20 protein-coding genes and 1 tRNA gene are annotated in these 18,648 nt (G+C 36.6%); 2 read left to right on the forward strand and 19 right to left on the reverse strand.

Annotated elements, in window-relative coordinates:
- From KY055_01865 to KY055_01875, 3 genes are all read right to left on the reverse strand, one after another.
- Window positions 1–114: undecaprenyl diphosphate synthase family protein (locus KY055_01865; protein MBZ1345361.1), on the reverse strand; the 114-nt coding region annotated here is incomplete at its 3' end.
- 4 nt (window positions 115–118) lie between these two features.
- Window positions 119–1,060, reverse strand: a complete 942-nt coding sequence (locus KY055_01870) for an NAD(P)/FAD-dependent oxidoreductase (protein ID MBZ1345362.1) — start codon at window positions 1,058–1,060, stop codon at window positions 119–121.
- The gene (locus KY055_01875; protein ID MBZ1345363.1) at window positions 999–1,208 is read right to left on the reverse strand and encodes a hypothetical protein; all 210 of its coding nucleotides are present in this window, start codon (window positions 1,206–1,208) and stop codon (window positions 999–1,001) included. The genes KY055_01870 and KY055_01875 overlap by 62 nt, the downstream gene beginning before the upstream one ends.
- An 8-nt stretch (window positions 1,209–1,216) precedes the next feature.
- On the opposite strand from KY055_01875, the gene rpmA reads away from it, so the two are divergent.
- Entirely contained in the window at window positions 1,217–1,489 is a 273-nt protein-coding gene (gene rpmA, locus KY055_01880; GenBank protein ID MBZ1345364.1) for a 50S ribosomal protein L27, read from the forward strand.
- A gap of 69 nt (window positions 1,490–1,558) precedes the next feature.
- On the opposite strand, the gene KY055_01885 is transcribed toward rpmA, so the two are convergent.
- The 12 genes from KY055_01885 to KY055_01940 form a co-directional block, all read right to left on the reverse strand.
- Entirely contained in the window at window positions 1,559–3,292 is a 1,734-nt protein-coding gene (locus KY055_01885) for a CTP synthase (protein MBZ1345365.1), read from the reverse strand.
- Window positions 3,292–3,738: a 50S ribosomal protein L9 gene (gene rplI, locus KY055_01890; protein ID MBZ1345366.1), complete on the reverse strand. Its 447-nt coding sequence runs from the start codon at window positions 3,736–3,738 to the stop codon at window positions 3,292–3,294. Before rplI ends, KY055_01885 begins: the two co-directional genes overlap by 1 nt.
- Before the next feature lie 136 nt (window positions 3,739–3,874).
- Window positions 3,875–5,062, reverse strand: a complete 1,188-nt coding sequence (locus KY055_01895; GenBank protein MBZ1345367.1) for a S41 family peptidase — start codon at window positions 5,060–5,062, stop codon at window positions 3,875–3,877.
- Window positions 5,063–5,093: 31 nt separating this feature from the next.
- Window positions 5,094–5,166, reverse strand: a tRNA-Lys gene (locus tag KY055_01900).
- A gap of 70 nt (window positions 5,167–5,236) precedes the next feature.
- On the reverse strand, window positions 5,237–6,328 hold the full coding sequence (gene dnaJ, locus KY055_01905) for a molecular chaperone DnaJ (protein ID MBZ1345368.1): 1,092 nt from the start codon (window positions 6,326–6,328) through the stop codon (window positions 5,237–5,239).
- A 63-nt stretch (window positions 6,329–6,391) separates the two neighbouring features.
- Window positions 6,392–8,278 (reverse strand): molecular chaperone DnaK, encoded by a 1,887-nt coding sequence (gene dnaK, locus KY055_01910; protein MBZ1345369.1) that lies wholly within the window; start codon window positions 8,276–8,278, stop codon window positions 6,392–6,394.
- A gap of 290 nt (window positions 8,279–8,568) precedes the next feature.
- Window positions 8,569–9,072 (reverse strand): nucleotide exchange factor GrpE, encoded by a 504-nt coding sequence (locus KY055_01915; GenBank protein MBZ1345370.1) that lies wholly within the window; start codon window positions 9,070–9,072, stop codon window positions 8,569–8,571.
- A 39-nt stretch (window positions 9,073–9,111) separates the two neighbouring features.
- Complete coding sequence (locus KY055_01920) at window positions 9,112–9,909, reverse strand: FtsQ-type POTRA domain-containing protein (GenBank protein ID MBZ1345371.1); 798 nt, start codon at window positions 9,907–9,909, stop codon at window positions 9,112–9,114.
- A 1-nt stretch (window position 9,910) separates the two neighbouring features.
- Window positions 9,911–10,945: a peptidoglycan bridge formation glycyltransferase FemA/FemB family protein gene (locus KY055_01925; protein MBZ1345372.1), complete on the reverse strand. Its 1,035-nt coding sequence runs from the start codon at window positions 10,943–10,945 to the stop codon at window positions 9,911–9,913.
- A 198-nt stretch (window positions 10,946–11,143) separates the two neighbouring features.
- Window positions 11,144–12,508, reverse strand: coding sequence for an aminotransferase class I/II-fold pyridoxal phosphate-dependent enzyme (locus KY055_01930; GenBank protein MBZ1345373.1), 1,365 nt, complete (start codon window positions 12,506–12,508; stop codon window positions 11,144–11,146).
- Between the two features lie 71 nt (window positions 12,509–12,579).
- The gene (locus KY055_01935; GenBank protein ID MBZ1345374.1) at window positions 12,580–13,959 is read right to left on the reverse strand and encodes a hypothetical protein; all 1,380 of its coding nucleotides are present in this window, start codon (window positions 13,957–13,959) and stop codon (window positions 12,580–12,582) included.
- Window positions 13,960–13,967: 8 nt separating this feature from the next.
- The gene (locus KY055_01940) at window positions 13,968–14,672 is read right to left on the reverse strand and encodes an alpha/beta hydrolase (protein ID MBZ1345375.1); all 705 of its coding nucleotides are present in this window, start codon (window positions 14,670–14,672) and stop codon (window positions 13,968–13,970) included.
- A gap of 41 nt (window positions 14,673–14,713) precedes the next feature.
- On the opposite strand from KY055_01940, the gene KY055_01945 reads away from it, so the two are divergent.
- Entirely contained in the window at window positions 14,714–14,863 is a 150-nt protein-coding gene (locus KY055_01945) for a hypothetical protein (GenBank protein MBZ1345376.1), read from the forward strand.
- Here the strand turns inward: KY055_01945 and serS are convergent.
- Genes serS through lysS form a run of 4 tightly spaced genes read right to left on the reverse strand, consistent with a single transcriptional unit; the run spans window position 14,853 to window position 18,348 of the window.
- Window positions 14,853–16,163 (reverse strand): serine--tRNA ligase, encoded by a 1,311-nt coding sequence (gene serS, locus KY055_01950; GenBank protein ID MBZ1345377.1) that lies wholly within the window; start codon window positions 16,161–16,163, stop codon window positions 14,853–14,855. The two genes, KY055_01945 and serS, sit on opposite strands and share 11 nt — an antisense overlap.
- Window positions 16,164–16,165: 2 nt before the next feature.
- Window positions 16,166–16,507, reverse strand: a complete 342-nt coding sequence (locus KY055_01955) for a hypothetical protein (GenBank protein MBZ1345378.1) — start codon at window positions 16,505–16,507, stop codon at window positions 16,166–16,168.
- Window positions 16,508–16,510: 3 nt separating this feature from the next.
- Window positions 16,511–16,858, reverse strand: coding sequence for a hypothetical protein (locus KY055_01960; GenBank protein MBZ1345379.1), 348 nt, complete (start codon window positions 16,856–16,858; stop codon window positions 16,511–16,513).
- Window positions 16,859–16,878: 20 nt separating this feature from the next.
- Window positions 16,879–18,348, reverse strand: a complete 1,470-nt coding sequence (lysS, locus tag KY055_01965) for a lysine--tRNA ligase (protein MBZ1345380.1) — start codon at window positions 18,346–18,348, stop codon at window positions 16,879–16,881.
- Between the last annotated feature and the right edge of the window lie 300 nt (window positions 18,349–18,648).

An 18,648-nucleotide genomic window follows, 5' to 3' on the forward strand; every position in this document is an offset into this window, starting at 1 on the left:
TACCCCCTCTTGATGGCCAATCCAGGGTTTTAATCCCCGTTTTCTCGCCCAGCGCCGGTTACCATCAGGAATAACGGCGACGTGTTTTGGAATGTTTTTTATTTTATCTGACATAAATTTACATTAAAAAATCGCTTTCAATTTTATAATTTTTCGGCAAAATCCAAGGAATTTTAAATCCGAAAAAATAAACCATTTTAGTAGCTATCTTCGAAAAAAGAATTTTTACTGAAAAAAACTTTTTTATTTCTTTTTGGTATTTTAAAAAATCTGGAAAATTTTTTAAGAGCAAATCAGCGGCTATCAATCCCCAAATTACCCCTCCCCCGCTCCAGGGCTTGGTAAGACCGGCCGCATCGCCGCAAAGGGTAATGGTTGAGTGAGAAGGAATTATCAAACCCTGGGGAACTATTGCTGAATTTATTCTTTCTAAATGAAGATTATTTTCCTTTAAAAATTCTTCAAAAAGGAGTTTAGCTTCTTTTGGGCTGGCGATGATCCCATATTCTATTTCTTTTTTCCGAGGAATCTTCCATATAAAACCCTGTTTTACCGGCCAAGTTTCCACATAACTTGAATAGTCACTTTTTGGAATAAATCCTTGAATTGCTAAACGATAGTCAGGTGTTGGTAAGCCCAATTTTTCCCTGACCACCGAATTCGCTCCATCGCAACCAATTACCCTTTCAAAACCATTTTGTAATGTAACGAGGCCTTGCTTCGTTACATTATAATTTAAGATAATTTTCGCGCCGGCTCTTTGAGCTTTATTTTTAACTAAATTATCAAGTTCAAAATGGCTCATTACCAGAAATTGTCTAGAAAAATTAATTTTTAATGTCCTTTTTGGGAAATGAATCAGACAAGACTCTATCTGATTTTGAATTAATTTTTTGCTCTCGGGAATGAATTTTAAAATTCTTTCTGAAAAAAGACCAGAACAAACTTCCTTTCCAATTTTTTCTTTTTTTTCAAAAACCTTCACCTCCTCGCCTTTTTCAGCTAATTTCCAGGCTAAATATAGGCCCGTTATTCCCGCTCCAATGATGGCTACTTTCATAAAATTCTATTCTTATTGGTTCTTTTTCTTGTTGCTTTGCCACGATATAGCCCAAGGCAAAAGAAAAGAGAGAAATTAAAATGACGCCAATTACTAATATTATATCGGATTGATAATCTTTGACAAATTCTTTGATTTTTGCTAACATAATTTTATATGGCAAAAACTAAGGCTACTGGAACAACTAAATTAGGCAGGGATTCGCGTCCTAAATACCTCGGGGTTAAACTTTTTGATGGTCAAAAAACAAAAATTGGCAGTATTATCATTCGTCAAAGAGGAACAAAATTTCTACCCGGAAAAAATGTTGCCCGTGGGAGCGATGACACTCTTTATGCTTTAAAAGAAGGGCTGGTTAAATTTTCAACTAAAAGAAAAAAAGGGTTTGATAATTCTCAGCGGATCGCCAAAATTGTTAATGTGGAATAGGTATCATTGGTTACTAAGGTTACTCTAATAATGTTGCTAATTCGCACGATCGTGCGAATTAAGCATATATTATCTGTTTCCTCTTAATTTCGTCGCTATTCTAACAAATTCTCTAAATAAGGGGTGGGGATTTAAGGGCTTTGATTTAAATTCAGGATGAAATTGACTGGCGACAAAAAAGGGATGATTTTTGAGTTCAATTATTTCAACCAGATCTTTTTCAGGATTAATCCCGGCCATAACCATCCCCCGCCTTTCTAAAACCTCTCTAAACTCATTATTTAGCTCGTAGCGGTGCCGATGACGTTCAGAGGTAAAATTACACCTGTAGGCTGAAAAGGCCTTGGTTTTTGGCTTAATCTCGCATAAATAAGCTCCTAATCTCATCGTTCCCCCATATTTTTTTCCTTTCAAAAGAGCTCTTTGCTCGGACATCACATCAATTACCGGACAGGGACAGTTTGATAAAAATTCGGTTGAATTCGCTTTTTTCAAACCGCAAACATTCCTGGCAAATTCAACTACTGCTAACTGCATTCCGAGACAAAGTCCCAAGAAAGGGATTTTTTGTTTTCGGCAAAATTCAATTGCTTTTATCTTTCCCTCCACTCCCCTGCTTCCAAAACCGCCAGGAACAATTATTCCATCATAATTTTTTAACTCTCTAACTAATTGGGGATTCTTTTCATATTTTTCAGCTCCTATCCAATAAATCTCGGGTTTTCTTTTATGGAACCAGCAGGCATGCTTTATTGCTTCAATTATGGAAATATAAGAATCCATTAAAGTAAATTTGCCTGTTTCAAAATATTTTCCAACCATTCCGATTTTAACCCCTGTTTTAGCAGTTTTAATCACTTTCACTAATCTCTCCCAATCTTTTAAATTCTTTTTCTTCGTTCTCAGGCCAAATTTTTTCAAAATTCTATTTCCCAAATTTTCCTTCTCAAAATTAAGAGGCACTTCGTAAATTGACTTAATATCAGGAGCTGAAATTACATCTTTGATATCTACATTACAAAAGATAGATATTTTTCTTTTTCTTGGTTCATCTAAAGGTATTCTTGAGCGGCCTAAAATAATGTCTGGTTGAATTCCAGCTGTATTGAGGGCCCTGACGGCTGTTTGGGTCGGTTTAGTTTTCATTTCTCCAATCATTTCTGGAATTGGTAAATAGCTGACTAAAATAAAAAGAACATTTTTTGGTTCTTTCAAGCGCATCATTCTGGCTGCTTCCAGAAAGAGAAGATTTTGATACTCCCCTACTGTTCCCCCAATTTCTATTAAAACAAAATCAGCCGCCGAAGCTTTAGCTGAGGCGGTCGAAGAAAATTTTGTTCTCTTCTCCCCCTTCGCCTCGCTATCACAAGGCTCAGCGTGAGAAGAGCGAAGCTCTTTGAACTTGGTTTTTTTGGCTGCTTTTTTTATTCGAGAAATTACCTCTTCTGGAATATGAGGAACCACTTCAACGCATTTTCCTCCATATTCTAAATTTCTTTCTCGCGAAATTACTGCCTGATAAACTCGGCCAGTGGTAATATAATTTTCAGTGGTTAATTCCTCGTTTAAAAATCTTTCGTAATTTCCCACGTCCTGATCGCACTCCACACCATCCTTGGTCACGAAAATCTCGCCATGTTCAATGGGATTCATTGTCCCGGCATCAACATTAATATAAGGGTCAATCTTAATGGCCGTTACCTTAAAACCCTTGCTTTGCAAAATTTTTCCAATACTGGCTGTGGCTACTCCTTTGCCAATGCCGGACATCACCCCGCCAGCAACAAAAATATATTTTGGCATTATTTTTCCTCAGCAACAATTACTCTTATTTCTACTTCCAGATTGTGTTTAAATTTAATTTTTATCGGAAACTCTCCCAGTTCCTTAATTGGTTTTTCCAATTCAATTTGGCTTTTTTTAATTTCAAAACCGAGCTCTTTTAACTTTTCAAAAATTTTTTGAGAAGTGACTGATTCAAAAAGCTGCTCGTCCTTGCTGATTTTAATGGGAATTATCACTTCTTGACCGTCAATGGCTGAAGCCAAATCCTGGTTTTTCTTAAGCTCTTGTTCGGCTTTTTTTGCTTCTGCTTCTTTTTGGGTTTCCAGCCACTTCAATACTTCCTTGGTTGCTTCTTTTACCAAGCCCTTAGGAATTAAAAAATTCCTGGCATAACCATCTGCCACCTCTTTTATGTCATATTTTTTACCAAGTTTTTCGATGTCTTGAAGAAGAATAACCAGCATAATAAAAAACTCAAAATTCAAAGTGTAAAACTCAAAGCTACAGCGTAAAATTTAAAACTTTTTCAATAAATTAGTTTTGAACTTTAAGTTGTGATTTTGCGTTTTAAGCATTGCGTTTTGCGTTTTAATTCATATTCTATCTCATTTCTCTTATTACTTCAATAGCTTTGTCCAACTGTGGGTCACGCTCTTTTTCATAATCCTCATCAGTCATTTCAACTTTTATATCTGGTTCCAAGCCCCTATCAGTAATAAGTTCTTTTTTTGGGGTCAGCCATCTGGCAATGGTAATTTTTAAAGCCGATCCCCCCTTTAATCCGGCCAGCTCTTGAATAGAGCCCTTGCCGAAAGATTTTTCGCCGATTAATTTTATACCGCGGTTATCTCGCAAAGCGCCGGCTAAAATTTCGGCTCCTGAAGCCGTTCCTTCATTTATTAAAATAATTAGGGGGTAAGGCAGTAATTTAGCGTTTCCCTCGGCAAAGTAAGTTTTCGGCTCTTTTTTATTGCCAAAATCTTCAATAGCCACAATCTCTCCTCTATTCAAAAACCAGCCGGCAATTTCCACTGCAATCTCCAAATAGCCGCCGGGATTATTGCGAAGGTCTAAAATTATTTTTTCAGCCGGGCTTCTTAAAATTTCAATGGCTGCTTTTCTGAAATCATAACCAGACCGGTCAGAAAAATGGTAAAGTTCAAAATGAACAATATTGCCTTCAATTATTTCCCATTTTAAGGGAGGAACCTCAATTACAGCCCTGGTAATTTCAATTTCCTTTGGTTTTTCCCAGCCAGACCGATAAATTGTCAGAACAACCTGTGTTCCTTTTGGTCCTCTGATTAAGTTAACCGCTTCAATTATGGTTATATTGGTAGTCGGCTTTCCATCTATTTCCATAATTAAGTCGCCAGCTCTTAAGCCAGCCTTTTTTGCCGGACTGTCTTTTAGGGGTGAAATTACCTGGAGCTGACCTTTCCTAGTTCCAATTTCCATTCCAACGCCTTCAAAGCGACCGGCAACTCCTTCTAAAAATTTTTTTGTTTCAGTTGGGGTTAAAAAAATAGTATGGGGATCGTTCAAGGACTGAACCATTCCCGAAATGGCCCCATAAATCATCTTCTCAATATCAAGCTTTTCTTTATCAACAAATTTTTCCTGAAGTTTATGATAAGCCTCCCAAAAAAGGGAGAAATCAACATCTTCGGCCGGACAAACCGGACAAACCACCTGAAACTTGCCAAAGAAAAAACCGGCAATAAGACTTAATCCGATTGAAGATATTATTAAAAAAGCGAAAATTATTTTTTTGTTTTTTTCCATCATGTTATTATTATACTTTATTATTCTAAAAATATGCCCCCGCCGCGACTCGAACGCAGAACCACTTCCTTAAAAGGGAATTGCTCTACCAATTGAGCTACGGGGGCCCTAGACAAAATTTCTTTTAGAAATTTTCTCGCAACTGTTCAGGGTAGAACCCTGAACATTAGTTTTGATTTATATTCCCTGTCGCTTCAGCTCTTCTAACAATTCTTTTTGTTTTTTGGTTAATTTTTTCGGCGTTTTGACAATCAATTCAATATATAAATTTCCTTTGCCGTAACCGGAAAAATGAGGAATGCCTTTGCCGGAAATTCGCAAAATTTTCCCGGATTCAAGGCCGGCCGGCACTTTCAATAAAAAATTTTTTTCGTCTAAAGTTGGCGCTTCAATCTCATCTCCCAAAGCCGCCTGAGTAAAGGTTATAGGCAGAGAAATATACAAATCATCTCCCCTTCTCTTAAAAACCGGGTGACGCTTTACCAAAATTCTGACATATAAATCGCCCGATTTTCCACCTCGTTTCCCGGCTTCGCCCTTGCCCTCAATTCTAATTTCCTGATTGGTATCAACTCCGGCCGGAATCCAAATTTTAATATTGTCCTGAGCTTTTATTCTTCCCTCGCCTTGACAAACATTACAAAATTTTTCCGGCCGATAACCCTCGCCTCGGCATTCCGGACAGATTATCCAACGGGTAAAAGAGCCGAAATAAGTTTTTTTGATTTGCTGAACCTGGCCTTTGCCCCGACAGGAAAAACATTCCTGAATTTTTGTTCCCGGCTCTGCTCCGGTTCCTGCGCAACGGGAACAATTAATCATTTTATATAAAGTTATTATTTGCTCCTTTCCTTTTAATGTATCTTGCAGAGAAATTTCCAAATCAATGGCAATGTCTTTTCCTTTTTTAAAATCTTTTTTCTGGCGGCGGCCGCCAAATCCGAAAAAATCTTCCATTATTTCGCTCAAGTCGCCAAAATCGGTTCGGAAAATATCTTCAAAATCAGCGCCTTCTGGTTTCCCCCAAGCCCATTGAAAATCAAAACCCGTTTCTGCTCCCGGTTCAAAAACCCGGCCAAATTTGTCATATTGGGTTCTTTTTTCTTTATCGGAAAGAACTTGGTAGGCCTCGTTTATCTCTTTAAATTTTTTCTCATCTCCGCCTTTGTGTGGATGGTGTTTATGGGCTAACTTGTGAAAGGCCTTTTTTATTTCTTCTGCAGAAGCATTCCGAGACACGCCTAAAATTTGATAGTAATCTTTACTCATGAAATATGTACATGAAACATTTTTAAAAGCCCGTCTTGGGTTTCAAGTTTCACGTTTTAAGTTTTAAGGTTTTTCTTTATAGTCGCCTTCTTCGGCTTTCGGTTCCTCTTTTGGTTTTTCTCCCTCCGGTTTTTCTTTGTCAGTGGCTTTATACATATCTGCCCCGATTTTCTGAATTGTCTGAGACAAATCAGCTGTTTTTTGTTTTATTTCTTCTATATTATGACTTTCTTTGACTTTTTTTAATTCTTCAAGTTTTTCTTCAATTTCTTTTTTTGTATCCGAAGGAATTTTTTCTCCCATTTCTTTCAATGTCTTTTCGGTCGTATAAATCAAATTATCGGTTAAATTCCTGACTTCAATTAACTCTCTTTTTTTCTGGTCTTCAGCTAAATAGATTTCCGCCTCTTTTTTCATTTTTTCAATTTCCTCTTTTGATATGCCAATTGAACCCTCTATCTTTATTGATTGCGATTTTCCGGTTGCTTTATCTTTAGCCAAAACATTTAAAATGCCATTGGCGTCAACATCAAAAGTTACTTCAATTTGAGGAAGTCCCCGAGGAGACGGCGGAATGCCGTCTAAAATAAACCTGCCCAAACTTTTATTGTCTTGAGCCATTGGCCGTTCTCCTTGTAAAATATGAATCTCTACTGAGGTCTGGTTATCAGCAGCCGTGGAAAATATCTGGCTTTTTGTTGTTGGGTAAATAGTGTTTTTGGGAATCAAAATGGTGTTCACCCCCCCTAATGTTTCAATACCCAAAGAAAGGGGGGTGGCATCCAGTAAAAGAACTTCTTTTGCCTCTCCTCCCATAATTGCGCCCTGTATGGCCGCTCCGATTGCCACTACTTCATCAGGATTAATTGATTTATTTGGCTCTTTGTTAAAAAGATTTTTGACCGCATCCTGTATAGCCGGCATTCTTGTTTGTCCGCCGACTAAGATAACCTCTTCTATGTCCTTGGGTCCAAGTTTGGTCTCTTTTAAGGTTTGTTTAACCAAATCCATTGATTTGGCAATGTAGTCAGCGACTAATTCTTTTAGCCTTGCTCTGGTTAATTTATAGTAAAAATGTTTTGGTCCCGAAGAATCGGCTGAAATAAAAGGCAGATTGATTTCCGTTTCCAAAACAGAAGATAATTCAATTTTTGCTTTTTCGGCCGACTCCTTTATTCTTTGCAAAGCCAAGGTATCTTTTGATAAATCAATGCCTTCCTGTTTCTTGAATTCGGCAACCAGCCAATCCATTATTCTTTGGTCAAAATCATCTCCGCCAAGATGGGTGTCTCCACCTACGCCAATAACTTCTACTGTATCAGGGTCTTTTTTAATATCCAAGATTGAAACATCAAAAGTCCCGCCGCCAAAATCATAGACCAAAATCTGCTGACCTGCCTTTTTGGTCAAACCATAAGCCAAAGCAGCAGCTGTTGGCTCGTTAATAATCATTTTTACATTAAAACCGGCAATTTCTCCAGCCACCTTGGTTGCTTTTCTCTGGGAATCATCAAAATAAGCCGGGCAGGTAATTATTGCTTCTGTTATTTTTTCTCCTAATTTCTCTTCAGCATCAACCTTTAGTTTCTGCAAAACCATGGCTGAAATTTCAGCTGGTTTAAACCATTTTTCCGCCATTTTTATCTCAACCCCGCCATCTGAGGCCTCTTTTATTTCATAAGGTAAAAGTTTTTTGTCTTTTTGAATCACTGGGTCGGAAAAACGTCGTCCAACCAGACGCTTGGCGGAAAAAATAGTGTTTTTATGGTTTGTTACCTGCTGTCTTTTGGCTAAAATACCAATTAACCTTTCTCCGGCCTTGGTTAAAGCAACAACCGAAGGAGTGGTTCTGGCTCCTTCTTTATTCTCAATAATTTTCGGTTCTCCGCTTTCCATCACGGCCATGGCCGAAAAAGTGGTTCCCAAATCAATACCTAATATTTTACTCATATGTTTTATTGAAAGCGAGGCAACAAGTTTCAGAAAATCTTGCAGCGAGGCGAACTATGAAGGGAGCATTACGCAGCCAAGCCTTAGATTGGGTCTGAAAATTCAGAAAGTCCTGGTGCGGCTTGGCGAGTAATAGCAGCGGCTGAAGATTACTCTCGTTTTTCAAATTAAGCCGACTGCGTGCTCCCTGAATGGTTCGCCGAGCGGAAATTCTGAAATTTTGTTGCCGAGCTTATTTGACTACCTTTACCCCAGTACCAGAACCTTCGGATTCGGTACAGGGTTTCGGATTACTTGGTAACCCTCACCCTGGCGGGCCTTAATAACCTGCTGTTAATTTTATATCCCTTTTGGATTTCTTCGTCAATAACACCTGGCTCTTTATCTTTTAATTCAACTTGCTCAATTGCTTCATGAAAATTCGGGTCAAATTTTTCACCAACCGTTGTTTTTATTTCTTCAACCCCCCAAACCTTTAAAAAATCCAAAATTTGGGTCTTAATTTGCAAAATTCCCCTGACACTTTCATTTTCTTTCAGGTTTTCAGGTAATTTTTTCTCTCCAATGTCAAAATTATCCAAAATTGGCAAAATTTTTAAAACAAACTCTTCTTCGGCATATTTCAAAAAACCAGCTATTCTTTCCATCTCTTCTTTTTTGTAATTTAGAAAATCGGCGCGCGAACGTTGCCAGCCGGCCAAATAGTCGTCTTTTTGCTTCTGGCAGTCCTCAAGTTTTTTTTCAAGTTTTTTTTCTTCTTCAGATTTTACTTGTTTTGTTTCTTCTTCTGTCATATTGCTATTATAATAAATTTAAAATAATTATCAAGGACGCTAATTTAAGAATTTATAATAAACCCTGCCTTCAAATCTTAAATCAATGTATTCTAAATTTTTCCAACCCTCGGGTGGAATTTTTTCTCTTAAAGTTAAAATTAAATTGAAAAGTTGATTTTTAATATCTTTTGTCGGGTTAAAATAAATCTGCCAACCTTCTAAGGTTTTAATGTTCAATCTTTTTTCAGAGACAATTGAGGCCTCGGAAATTAAAATTTTTAACTCGTCTTTCAGCTTGGATTCAATTTCAAAAATCTGTTTTAATTTTTCTTTCTCAACCGCCCTCTGGCCCAATTTCGGACTTTCAATTAAAATTAAGTTTTTAATTTTTAGCCCTTGATAATCCGAGCCAACCTGCTCAAAAATTATTCCTTGTCGGTCAATTAAAAAATAATTTTCACTGTCGGAAAAAATTGCCAACGGCTTCCTTTCTTTAATTCCTATTTTTAAGGTATCGGGAAATCTTCTCTTGGAATTCGTTTCAGCAATTTGGGGGAATTCTTTTAAAATCACCTCATCTATTTTGTTCAACCTTGCCAAAAAAATACTTTTTGTGTCAAAAAACAACATTCTTTTTTTAATTTGAGTTTGAATTAAATTTTGGATTTCTCCGGTTGAAATTTTTTGATTGCCTGTAATTTCTATTTTTTTAATTTGGAAAATGGGAGAAGAAAAAAGAAGATAAAAAAAACCTCCGCTGATTATTAAAACCAAAAGGGTTGGCCAAAAAAATCGCTGGCCATAAATCAGTTTTCTTTTTTTAAACCGAAGGGGTTTTCTGTATTGTTTCACCATCTTATAGGCCACGTTTGATTTTTCTTATTTTTTCAAAAAAACAAGTAAGCCAATATTTTTTGGACAAAGGAAAATCCTGGGTCTTAACATATTCATAAGACCTGCCGCCAAAACCCATCTTAAACAGGGTGGGGCCTGTCCAGGGATGATTCGTTTGTTTTTTCGGGTCAACAAATCCCCAAAAATCAAACAAAAAACAGCCTCTTTTTTTTGCCTCTTTTATTGCTTCCCATAAAAGTAAATAAGAAACCGGGGTTTTGTGATATTGCGGCAGTAAAGCGGCGTGGTGATAAAAGCCGATATTTGACCAAAAAAGGACAAAAGCCGAGGCAACGGTTTCCCCTTTATATTTTCCGAAAAATAACCTTACTTGATTGTCTTTTTGAAAAGCCAAAAGTTCATTTTTAAAATGTTCCAGGGAAAAAGGAATAAATTTTTGAACCTTAACAACCTCTTGATGAATTTTATTAAAGGTCTCAACATTGTTCGCTTCCCAGGCTTGAAAAATTTCAATATCGTTATTTTTTTGCGCCTGGCGGATTAAATAACGGGTCGTCTTCCGCATATTCTTCAAAAGTTCTTCTTCTGACAAAGTAATATCTAATTTCCAGGTGGCTTCATAAGCATTGGCATGTATTGGCGCTTCTCTAAAACCTAATTTTTTGAAAATTTCCTGATTTTCTTTATTTCTTTCCCAAAGCGGCGCCATTCTTACAAAATCCACTTTCTCTTTCCGGCCAATTCTTTTTAACTCTTCTAATAGAATTTCTAATATTTGGGTTTTGGATTTTGGATTTTGGATTTTCGCACCGGGTCCATGCTGAATTAAAAGAAAGGTTCCCCTTTTAGCGGAAATCTTTGACACCAAAACAACAGAGAACAGTTCTCTGTCATTATATATTGCCAATCTCCAAATTTTATTACCCATTTTTTGATTAAATTCTCCCCAATTCCAGGACTGCAAAAACGTCTTATCAATACATTTTAAAAGAAAATTCTCCCAAATATTTTTGTCTTTGATTTCCCTAATTTCCATTTTTATTTAATAATCTATTTTGGATTTTGGAATTTGTTAATTCTACAGATACACGGGTGAAACCCGTGTATCTTTCCCTTAAAGGATTGTCAATCATTATAGTCCTAAATAATATCTATAAATAATAAGTTGAAAATAAACCAAAACACTATATATAATATACCATAATTTCTACGATCGTATAATTTGTGGTATAAATTAATCAGAGAATAGTTTAAGAAAATCTACAATTTTTTTAGCTTCCCTTGTAGAAATATTGATGTGAGTTGGTAAATTTAGGGTTTCTTTAACTAATTTTTCGGCTTTTGGGCAACTGCCCGCAATATATTGCATTTTTTCTAATCTGGTATCATGGGGAGCAATAACTTTATCATACCAATCCCCTATTAAAAGATTTTTCTGCCAGGCTTTTTCAATAATTTCGTGGGCTTTTTTGTGTTTTATAGTAAATCTTAAAAAAACTTGCTTTCTGTCATCGGGACTTGGCGGAAGCCCAAAGGAGCTTAGCTCCTTTATCTCATTATAATAAAAGGAGCTTAGCTCCTTACGGTTTTGATTAAGTTTTTCTAATTTTTTAAATTGATTTAGGGCTAAAACTGCCAAAGCATTTGGAAGTCGTTTCGGAAAATAGCCGGGCTTCCTGCCTCTTTTTTCTTTCCAGTGAACGGCTTTTGATAAAATCTGAAGCCATTGAAGTAAAACTAAAAGATATTTCCCAACCCCGAAGGAAAACCTTCGGTTTCCTACGGGGCAAGAAATTGAATAGGTGGGCAAAATCAAATAATTCATCAAAATTGGATGCAACAACTGCTGAAAAATCCAGCGACAAGAAGGATAACCAATTTTCTCCTGAAACTCTTTGAGTTTTTTTGCTAATTCATCATCGTTGGTTACAGCCATTCCGCCGTAGACCGAAGAAATTACTTTGTCTCTGGAAAAACTAAAAAAAGCTGCCCTGCCAAAAGTCCCAACTTTTCCCGAAACGTAGCGAGGCTGAAAAGTGGAGGACCGGTTCTCTCGCTTCGCTCGAGAACCATATTCAGCCCCCAAAGAATGGGCGCAGTCCTCAATTAAAATTAAATTGTTTTTTTGACAAATTTCTAAAATTTCATCTATATCTGCTGGCAAACCAAAGGTATGTTGAACCATTACCACCCGGCTCCGCGACGTAATTTTCCTTTTAAGGTCTTCAATATCAATATTAAAAGTTTTTTCGTCACAATCAACGTAAACTGGCTTTAATCCTGTCCATAAAATTGGGTTGACGACCGCATTGCAGGTAAATGCCTGAAGCAAAACTTCATCGTCTTTATTTAAACCAAGCGAATTCAAAATCGCCATCAAGGCCGACCTTCCACTATTAAAAGAAACCGCATATTTCACCCCCAAATATTTTTTAAATTCCCCTTCCAGTTGGTTTTGATTGTTGAATTTTTCGACACCTGTGGATTTTTTCAACACTTTCCATTTCCTGGGCTGGAAAAGCAATTTTAAAGCTAAAGCAATGTCATCTTTTTCAGTATTCGGTGATAAAGATATAGAAATTGGTCTAAAGGGATTCATATACCGGTATTTATTTTATTCTGCTTAATTAAAAATGCCATGGTATTGTTAATTAAGTAAGTATTTAGTACTTAGGGAATTGTTAATCGTTTAATTAATTCAGTTGGCACTCTGCTTTCTAAAAGCACCACATCTCCTTCTTTAGAAAATTCTTTTATTTTTTTAAAAATTTCTTTGGGGTTTTCCATAAATAGAACCTCCGTGCCTCTTTGTGAAGAGCTTGCCGAACCATCTTTTATTTCTTTAAATCTGTCTTTGGTAGTGACAATCGCCAGGTCGCAAATTTCAGCGATTTTCTTGCCGATTCTTTGATGAACTTCTTTTGATGCCTTGCCTAATTCAATCAAGCAAGGCATTACAATAATTTTTTTGCCTGCGAAAGTTTTTAAGTATTCTAAATGAGAAATCACCCCATCAGGATTAGCTGAATAAGTGGCATCAATAATGTTTAAGCCATTAATTCCCCTGCCTATTGGCGAGCGGGCTTTTTTAAATTGAATTCCGGGAAGCTTATTTTCTATTTTTTGACAAGCTCTTTCAATTTCTTCATCAGTCATTCCCAATTCTTTAGCCACTACTTTCGCCCCTTCAATATTTTCTAAAAGAAGCCCTGCCTTTTGGCCATACAAATATTTTTTTATTTTGATTCCTTGATAAATTTTTTGACAGAGCTCATTCTTTCCATTCAAAAAAACTATTCCGCTTTCCGGCAAGTTTTCAATTAACTCTAAACCGCCCTCAGCCGAAATCAAATTTTCCATTGAGCCAAAAGTAGCTAAATGCTGTTCATTAATTCCGGTAATAATTCCAATTTTTGGCTTGATGATATGACAAAGTAATTTTATTCCCCCTTTATTATAAGCCCCCATCTCGCAAACAAAAATCTCATGCTCTTTTTTTAACTCCTTTAAAATACATTGGGAAATTCCCATTTCTGAATTTTGATGCTCTTTGGTCTTTAAAACATTAAATTTTTCAGATAAAATGGTGGCTAAAAATTCCTTAGTAGAGGTTTTTCCATAACTGCCGGTAATGCCAACCACCAACAAATCTTTAAATTGCTCCCTTTTTCTTTTTGCTTTTTGTAAAATTCTATGGCGCAAAATTACGGTTGGTATCTGAAAAAACAAGACAACAAGAGAGGAAATTAAAGGAGCAAAAAAAATAAAAGCTAAAAGAGCTAAATAAAAATCTTTATCTGGCAAAGAAAAAATGAAATAAGTTATTAAAACTGCCAAAAGAACACCGCTAAATGAAATAACAATAATTTTTTGGGTAAATTTTGGGAATTTTAACCGCCAGAAAGAAGAAAGAATTTTCCTTATTGCTTGGGTTTCAAAATGGGCTAAAAATCTGCCAATATGATATTCTTTTAACTGCCATAACCAAAGCCAAAAAAGAAATAATTTGATAAAAATTAAAAACCAAATAATGGCAAAAATGAATTTCATATAAACTATTATGGCAAAAATTGTAAAATTTTTTCAACTAAAATTTCTGGGGCTTCGCGATGAGGATTATGCTTAACGTTGGGAACAATCTCTAATTTTACTCCAGGGATTTTTTCTTTCATAAAATAAGCATGCTCAAGCGGAATTATGTTGTCTTTCTTGCCCCAGATAAGTAAGGTGGGAACTGAGATATTTGGAAAAATTTCGGAAATATCTTCCTTTATTATGTTAAGATAAGTTTCTTTCATTACTCCTTCCGTCAATAAATAATCACTGTGACGAAATAGTGTTTTATAGGCAATTTTCCTGACAAATCCATAGAAAGGCAAAAAAGAAAATTTATTCAAAAAATGAGCTGCCTTTTTTTGTATTTCTTTTTTAAGCCTCTTTCTTCTGATGCCAGCGCTGCCTATTAAAATTAATTTCCTAACCAGTTGAGGATATTTTACAGAAAACTTAGCTGCCACTGACCCTCCGAAGGAATGTCCCAATAAAAAAATTTGCGAAAAATTATGCTTCTCGCAAAAATCTTTAACCCATTCTACATAATCATTTATGGCCCAGGGTTTTATTGGTGGCGGGGTTTGACCAAAGCCAGGAAGGTCGGGCACAAAAACTACGTATCCCCTACTTTCCAAAAGTTCCTTAACCCGATCCCATTGTTGAGAAGAAACTGGCCAACCCCAACCATGAAGTATAAGAATAGTATTCATCTTTAGCCAATCTTTTTAAATATCTAGTCCCGCAACGCGGGATGAAGATTGAAAAGAGATTAATCTCTTCCGCTTCGCCTACCCGAGCGGAGCGAAGGGGCGGAGATGAGGGCGAAGCCCTCAGCGACTACCCGAGCGTAGCGAAGGGTGGAGATGAAGGCAAACCCGAAGGGGCAAACTTCATCGACTAATCTTTTTGAACCCGGTGTATTTTTGTAAAACTTCGGGAACTAAAATACTTCCGTCTTTTTGCTGATAGTTTTCAATAATGGCTATCAAAATTCTGCCAATAGCAAAAGCCGTGCCGTTTACGGTATGAACGAAATTTAATTTATTGTTTTTATCTTTGTAGCGGATATTGAGCCGCCTTGCCTGAAAATCGGTACAATTAGAAGTAGAATGGGTTTCGCGATATTGATTTTGGCCGGGCATCCATGATTCAATGTCATATTTTGCGCTAGCCGGCCGGCCCAAATCACCGCTACAAATATTTAAAACCCTATAAGGAATCTTCAGCGTCTGCATTAGTCCCTCTTCCATTTCCAGAAAAAATTTATGCTCTTTTCTGGACTCTTCTGGTTTGGTAAAACTGAACATTTCAATTTTATCAAACTGATGAACGCGCAAAATTCCTTTAGTATCTTTACCATAGGCGCCGGCTTCCCGGCGGAAGCAAGTAGAAAAACCAACGTATCTTTTCGGCAGTTCTTTTTCTTCAAGAACTTCATTGGCATACATAACTCCAACTGATTGCTCTGATGTTCCGACTAAATATAAATCATCTTTGGGAAGATAATAGGCCTCTTCTTTGTCTGCTTGTTCCAGATAACCCATACCCTGAGCCATCTCTGACTTTAACATTACCGGTGGAATTATCGGAATAAACCCCTCTTTTACTAAAACTTCAAACGCTAAATTAACCAAGGCGAATTCAATTAAAGCGGCTTCTCTTTTTATGTAGCCAAATCTGGCGCCAGCAACTTTTCCAGCCCTTTTAACATCAATCAAATCCAATTTCTCGGCAATTTCCATATAATCTTTTGGCTTGAAATCAAATGCCCGAGTAGAGCGAGGGCGAGAGATGAGCGGATGCTCAGCGAACTTTGGTTTTTCCCCTACTTCCTTCAAAACCACATTTTCTTTCTCGTCTTTTCCCGTTGGAACATCATCCTGGGGCAGATTGGGAATCCGGCGCATCAAATCATTAAATTCTTCATTCAGAGTTTTTAGAGTTTTGGTTAATCTGTCGCTGTTTTTGTCCAATTCTCGCATTTTTAAAATAACCCTGCTTTTTTCCCCCTGACCCTTGGCTTGTTGGATTTCTTTGTTTGCTTTATTTTTCTGGGCCCTTATGTCTTCCAAGTCCTGTAAGGTTTCTCGGCGCTTTTTATCCACTTCCAAAAGCAGGTCAATATCAACTTTGACTCCCTTTTTAAGACATCCTTCTTTAACTTTTTTTGGATTTTCTCTAATAAATTTAATGTCTAACATTGTTATTTGTTATTTGGATATTTTTTTCTTGCTAAAAGAGCAAAATAAAAAAAATAATGCTCAAGGTCTTTAAGGGTGGTTTTATATTCTTTGCCCCCGGACACAGCATCGCAAAACACTTCTCTTAGCCTGGCGATTTCTCTTAAACGTTTTTGCCAACGAACATCTTCTAATGTTAAATCAAAAAGTTCCAAAGCTCGTAAAATAGCATTTTCAAAGATTTTTTCATCTTTCCCTCGCCAAAGGAGGACTCGGCTTACCTCGCTTCCAACGTTTGCCAATTGTTCAGCTAAAGAAAGTTTTTGCCATCTACCAGCTGCCAAATTTTTATGTTGAAAAGCCATATATTAATTAACTACTAATTTTTCAACGATTTCCCCAATTTTCTTTCTAATTTCTGGATTATCCACCCCCCGAGAACGATTTCCATAAGATGGCTTAATGTTGATTATTGAATCAAATTCAATCCATTCTTCTTTTGATTTCCCAGGATAAAAGTTAATCCCCCAAGTATTTTCTCTTTTTGAGTCTTCTTCCATTAAAGCTACTTCTTCGTCAGCATGCAGTTCTCCTCCGACTGCCATAATTTCTTTTTCTATATCCACTACTATTTTTATTAAATCACCAAACTGCTCTTGAGCGAGCTTTTGGAGTTCTTCTCTTTTAATTTGATTTTTAACTATTTTTATCTCCATAATCTAATTTAGAAATTTTATTATTTTTCTTTTGGTTTCATTGTTGGGAAAAGTATAATTTCCCGCAAAGAGTGCGAATCGGTAAGTAGCGCCACTAATCTATCAATCCCCATGCCAAAGCCGGCGGCCGGCGGCATGCCGTACTCCAATGCCTCAAGAAAATCAGTATCCATCCTCTGGGCTTCCTCCAATCCTTCTTTAAAAAATTTCTCTTGCTCTTCAAATCTTTCCTTTTGTTCTATCGGGTCATTCAGTTCAGAAAAAGCGTTAATTATTTCCCAACCGGCAACAATTAACTGAAAATTGGCAGATTTTTTAGGATTGTTTTCCAGGGTCTTGGCTAAGGGTTTTAGGGCTGCCGGACAATGAATAATAAAAGCCGGGTTCCAAATTTTCGGCTGGCAGTATTTTTTAAAAATTTTATCCGCCAATTCCGGTTTTCCTTCACCCTTCTCAATTTTGATGCCTAATTTTCTTGCCTCTTTTTTTAGGGCTCTTTCGTTTATTTCCTCTAAATTGATTTTGGTGTATTTTCTAAACAAATTGTAAAATTCTATTCTTGGCCAGGGGGTCTTAAAATTAATTTTTTTCCCTTGATATTCAATTTCTAATTTATTAAAAATCTTTTTCAAGAAACTTTCAAACATTCTTTCGGTCAGTTTCATTAAGTCCTTATAGTCGGCATAAGCCCAATAAAATTCCAACATAGTAAAATCCGGATTATGAGCCCTATCCACCCCTTCATTACGAAAAACTCTGCCTATTTCATACACCTTTTCAAAACCGCCAACCAAAAGCCGTTTTAAATAAAGTTCCGGCGCAATTCTTAAAAATAAAGGTAGGTCTAAAGCATTCAAATGAGTTTTAAATGGTTTGGCAGTAGCTCCGCCGTAAATTGGCTGTAAAATTGGCGTTTCCACTTCCAAAAAACCTTCTTTTCCCAGAAATTCTCTGATTTCTTTAATAATTTTTGAGCGAGCTTCAAACTTCTTTTTGACTTCTGGATTAAAAATCAAATCCAAATATCTTTTTCTAAAACGTTCCTCAATGTCTTTTAATCCGTGCCATTTTTCGGGCAGAGGCAACAAACTTTTTGCCAGCATCTTAAAATCATTGACCTCTATTGTTTTTTCTCCTTTTTTTGTCTTAAATAAAATTCCTCTCAACTCCATAAAATCGCCGATGTCAAAATTATCTAAGAAAAATTGGTATGCTCGCTCCCCTATTCTGTCTTTTCTAAAATAGGCTTGGATTTTATCGGAACCATCTTCAATGTGCAAAAAAGTTGAGCCGCCGTGCCCCCTCAAGGATTTAATTCTGCCTGCCAAAATTATTTCTTTTTTCAAACGAGATAGTCTGTTGAAATCTTTCAGCGCTTCTGCAACCTTATACGTTCTTTTTGTCTTTTCCGGATAAGCCGAAAATCCGGCTTTTTTAATCGCCTCCAGCTTTTTCAGCCGAATTTTCCTTAATTCATTTATAATAGCCATAATTCGCATCTGCCTTTTCGCATACTTTAATTTTACTCTATTCTCCAAATCCAGTCAAAATAAAAAACCCGCCTTAAATGGGCTGAACTAATTTTCAATTTACGAATGTCATGTTAGACACTCGGTGTCTAACACCCTTTCCCTATAAAGCCTTAAAGGAGCTTAGCTCCTTTTTCTGGAAATGTCATGTTAGACACTCGGTGTCTAACACCCTAACTATAAAGCCTTAAAGGAGCTTAGCTCCTTTTTCTGGAAATGATCCATAAAAAATGTACCCGTCCCTTTTTCTTTTGCACTGTC

Source organism: Candidatus Nealsonbacteria bacterium, from assembly GCA_019923625.1.
GTDB lineage: Bacteria > Patescibacteriota > Minisyncoccia > Minisyncoccales > RBG-13-42-11 > JAHXGN01.

Excerpts from the sequence above, each read along its gene's own strand:
- KY055_01915 (MBZ1345370.1), bottom strand. The coding sequence starts at position 9,072 with ATGACAGAAGAAGAAACAAAACAAGTAAAATCTGAAGAAGAAAAAAAA.
- rpmA (MBZ1345364.1), top strand. The coding sequence starts at position 1,217 with ATGGCAAAAACTAAGGCTACTGGAACAACTAAATTAGGCAGGGATTCG.
- KY055_01940 (MBZ1345375.1), bottom strand. The coding sequence starts at position 14,672 with ATGAATACTATTCTTATACTTCATGGTTGGGGTTGGCCAGTTTCTTCT.
- KY055_01955 (MBZ1345378.1), bottom strand. The coding sequence starts at position 16,507 with ATGGCTTTTCAACATAAAAATTTGGCAGCTGGTAGATGGCAAAAACTT.
- KY055_01895 (MBZ1345367.1), bottom strand. The coding sequence starts at position 5,062 with ATGATGGAAAAAAACAAAAAAATAATTTTCGCTTTTTTAATAATATCT.
- KY055_01960 (MBZ1345379.1), bottom strand. The coding sequence starts at position 16,858 with ATGGAGATAAAAATAGTTAAAAATCAAATTAAAAGAGAAGAACTCCAA.
- KY055_01875 (MBZ1345363.1), bottom strand. The coding sequence starts at position 1,208 with ATGTTAGCAAAAATCAAAGAATTTGTCAAAGATTATCAATCCGATATA.
- serS (MBZ1345377.1), bottom strand. The coding sequence starts at position 16,163 with ATGTTAGACATTAAATTTATTAGAGAAAATCCAAAAAAAGTTAAAGAA.
- dnaJ (MBZ1345368.1), bottom strand. The coding sequence starts at position 6,328 with ATGAGTAAAGATTACTATCAAATTTTAGGCGTGTCTCGGAATGCTTCT.
- KY055_01920 (MBZ1345371.1), bottom strand. The coding sequence starts at position 9,909 with ATGGTGAAACAATACAGAAAACCCCTTCGGTTTAAAAAAAGAAAACTG.
- KY055_01945 (MBZ1345376.1), top strand. The coding sequence starts at position 14,714 with ATGAAGATTGAAAAGAGATTAATCTCTTCCGCTTCGCCTACCCGAGCG.
- lysS (MBZ1345380.1), bottom strand. The coding sequence starts at position 18,348 with ATGGCTATTATAAATGAATTAAGGAAAATTCGGCTGAAAAAGCTGGAG.
- KY055_01870 (MBZ1345362.1), bottom strand. The coding sequence starts at position 1,060 with ATGAAAGTAGCCATCATTGGAGCGGGAATAACGGGCCTATATTTAGCC.
- KY055_01930 (MBZ1345373.1), bottom strand. The coding sequence starts at position 12,508 with ATGAATCCCTTTAGACCAATTTCTATATCTTTATCACCGAATACTGAA.
- rplI (MBZ1345366.1), bottom strand. The coding sequence starts at position 3,738 with ATGCTGGTTATTCTTCTTCAAGACATCGAAAAACTTGGTAAAAAATAT.
- KY055_01935 (MBZ1345374.1), bottom strand. The coding sequence starts at position 13,959 with ATGAAATTCATTTTTGCCATTATTTGGTTTTTAATTTTTATCAAATTA.
- KY055_01925 (MBZ1345372.1), bottom strand. The coding sequence starts at position 10,945 with ATGGAAATTAGGGAAATCAAAGACAAAAATATTTGGGAGAATTTTCTT.
- dnaK (MBZ1345369.1), bottom strand. The coding sequence starts at position 8,278 with ATGAGTAAAATATTAGGTATTGATTTGGGAACCACTTTTTCGGCCATG.
- KY055_01885 (MBZ1345365.1), bottom strand. The coding sequence starts at position 3,292 with ATGCCAAAATATATTTTTGTTGCTGGCGGGGTGATGTCCGGCATTGGC.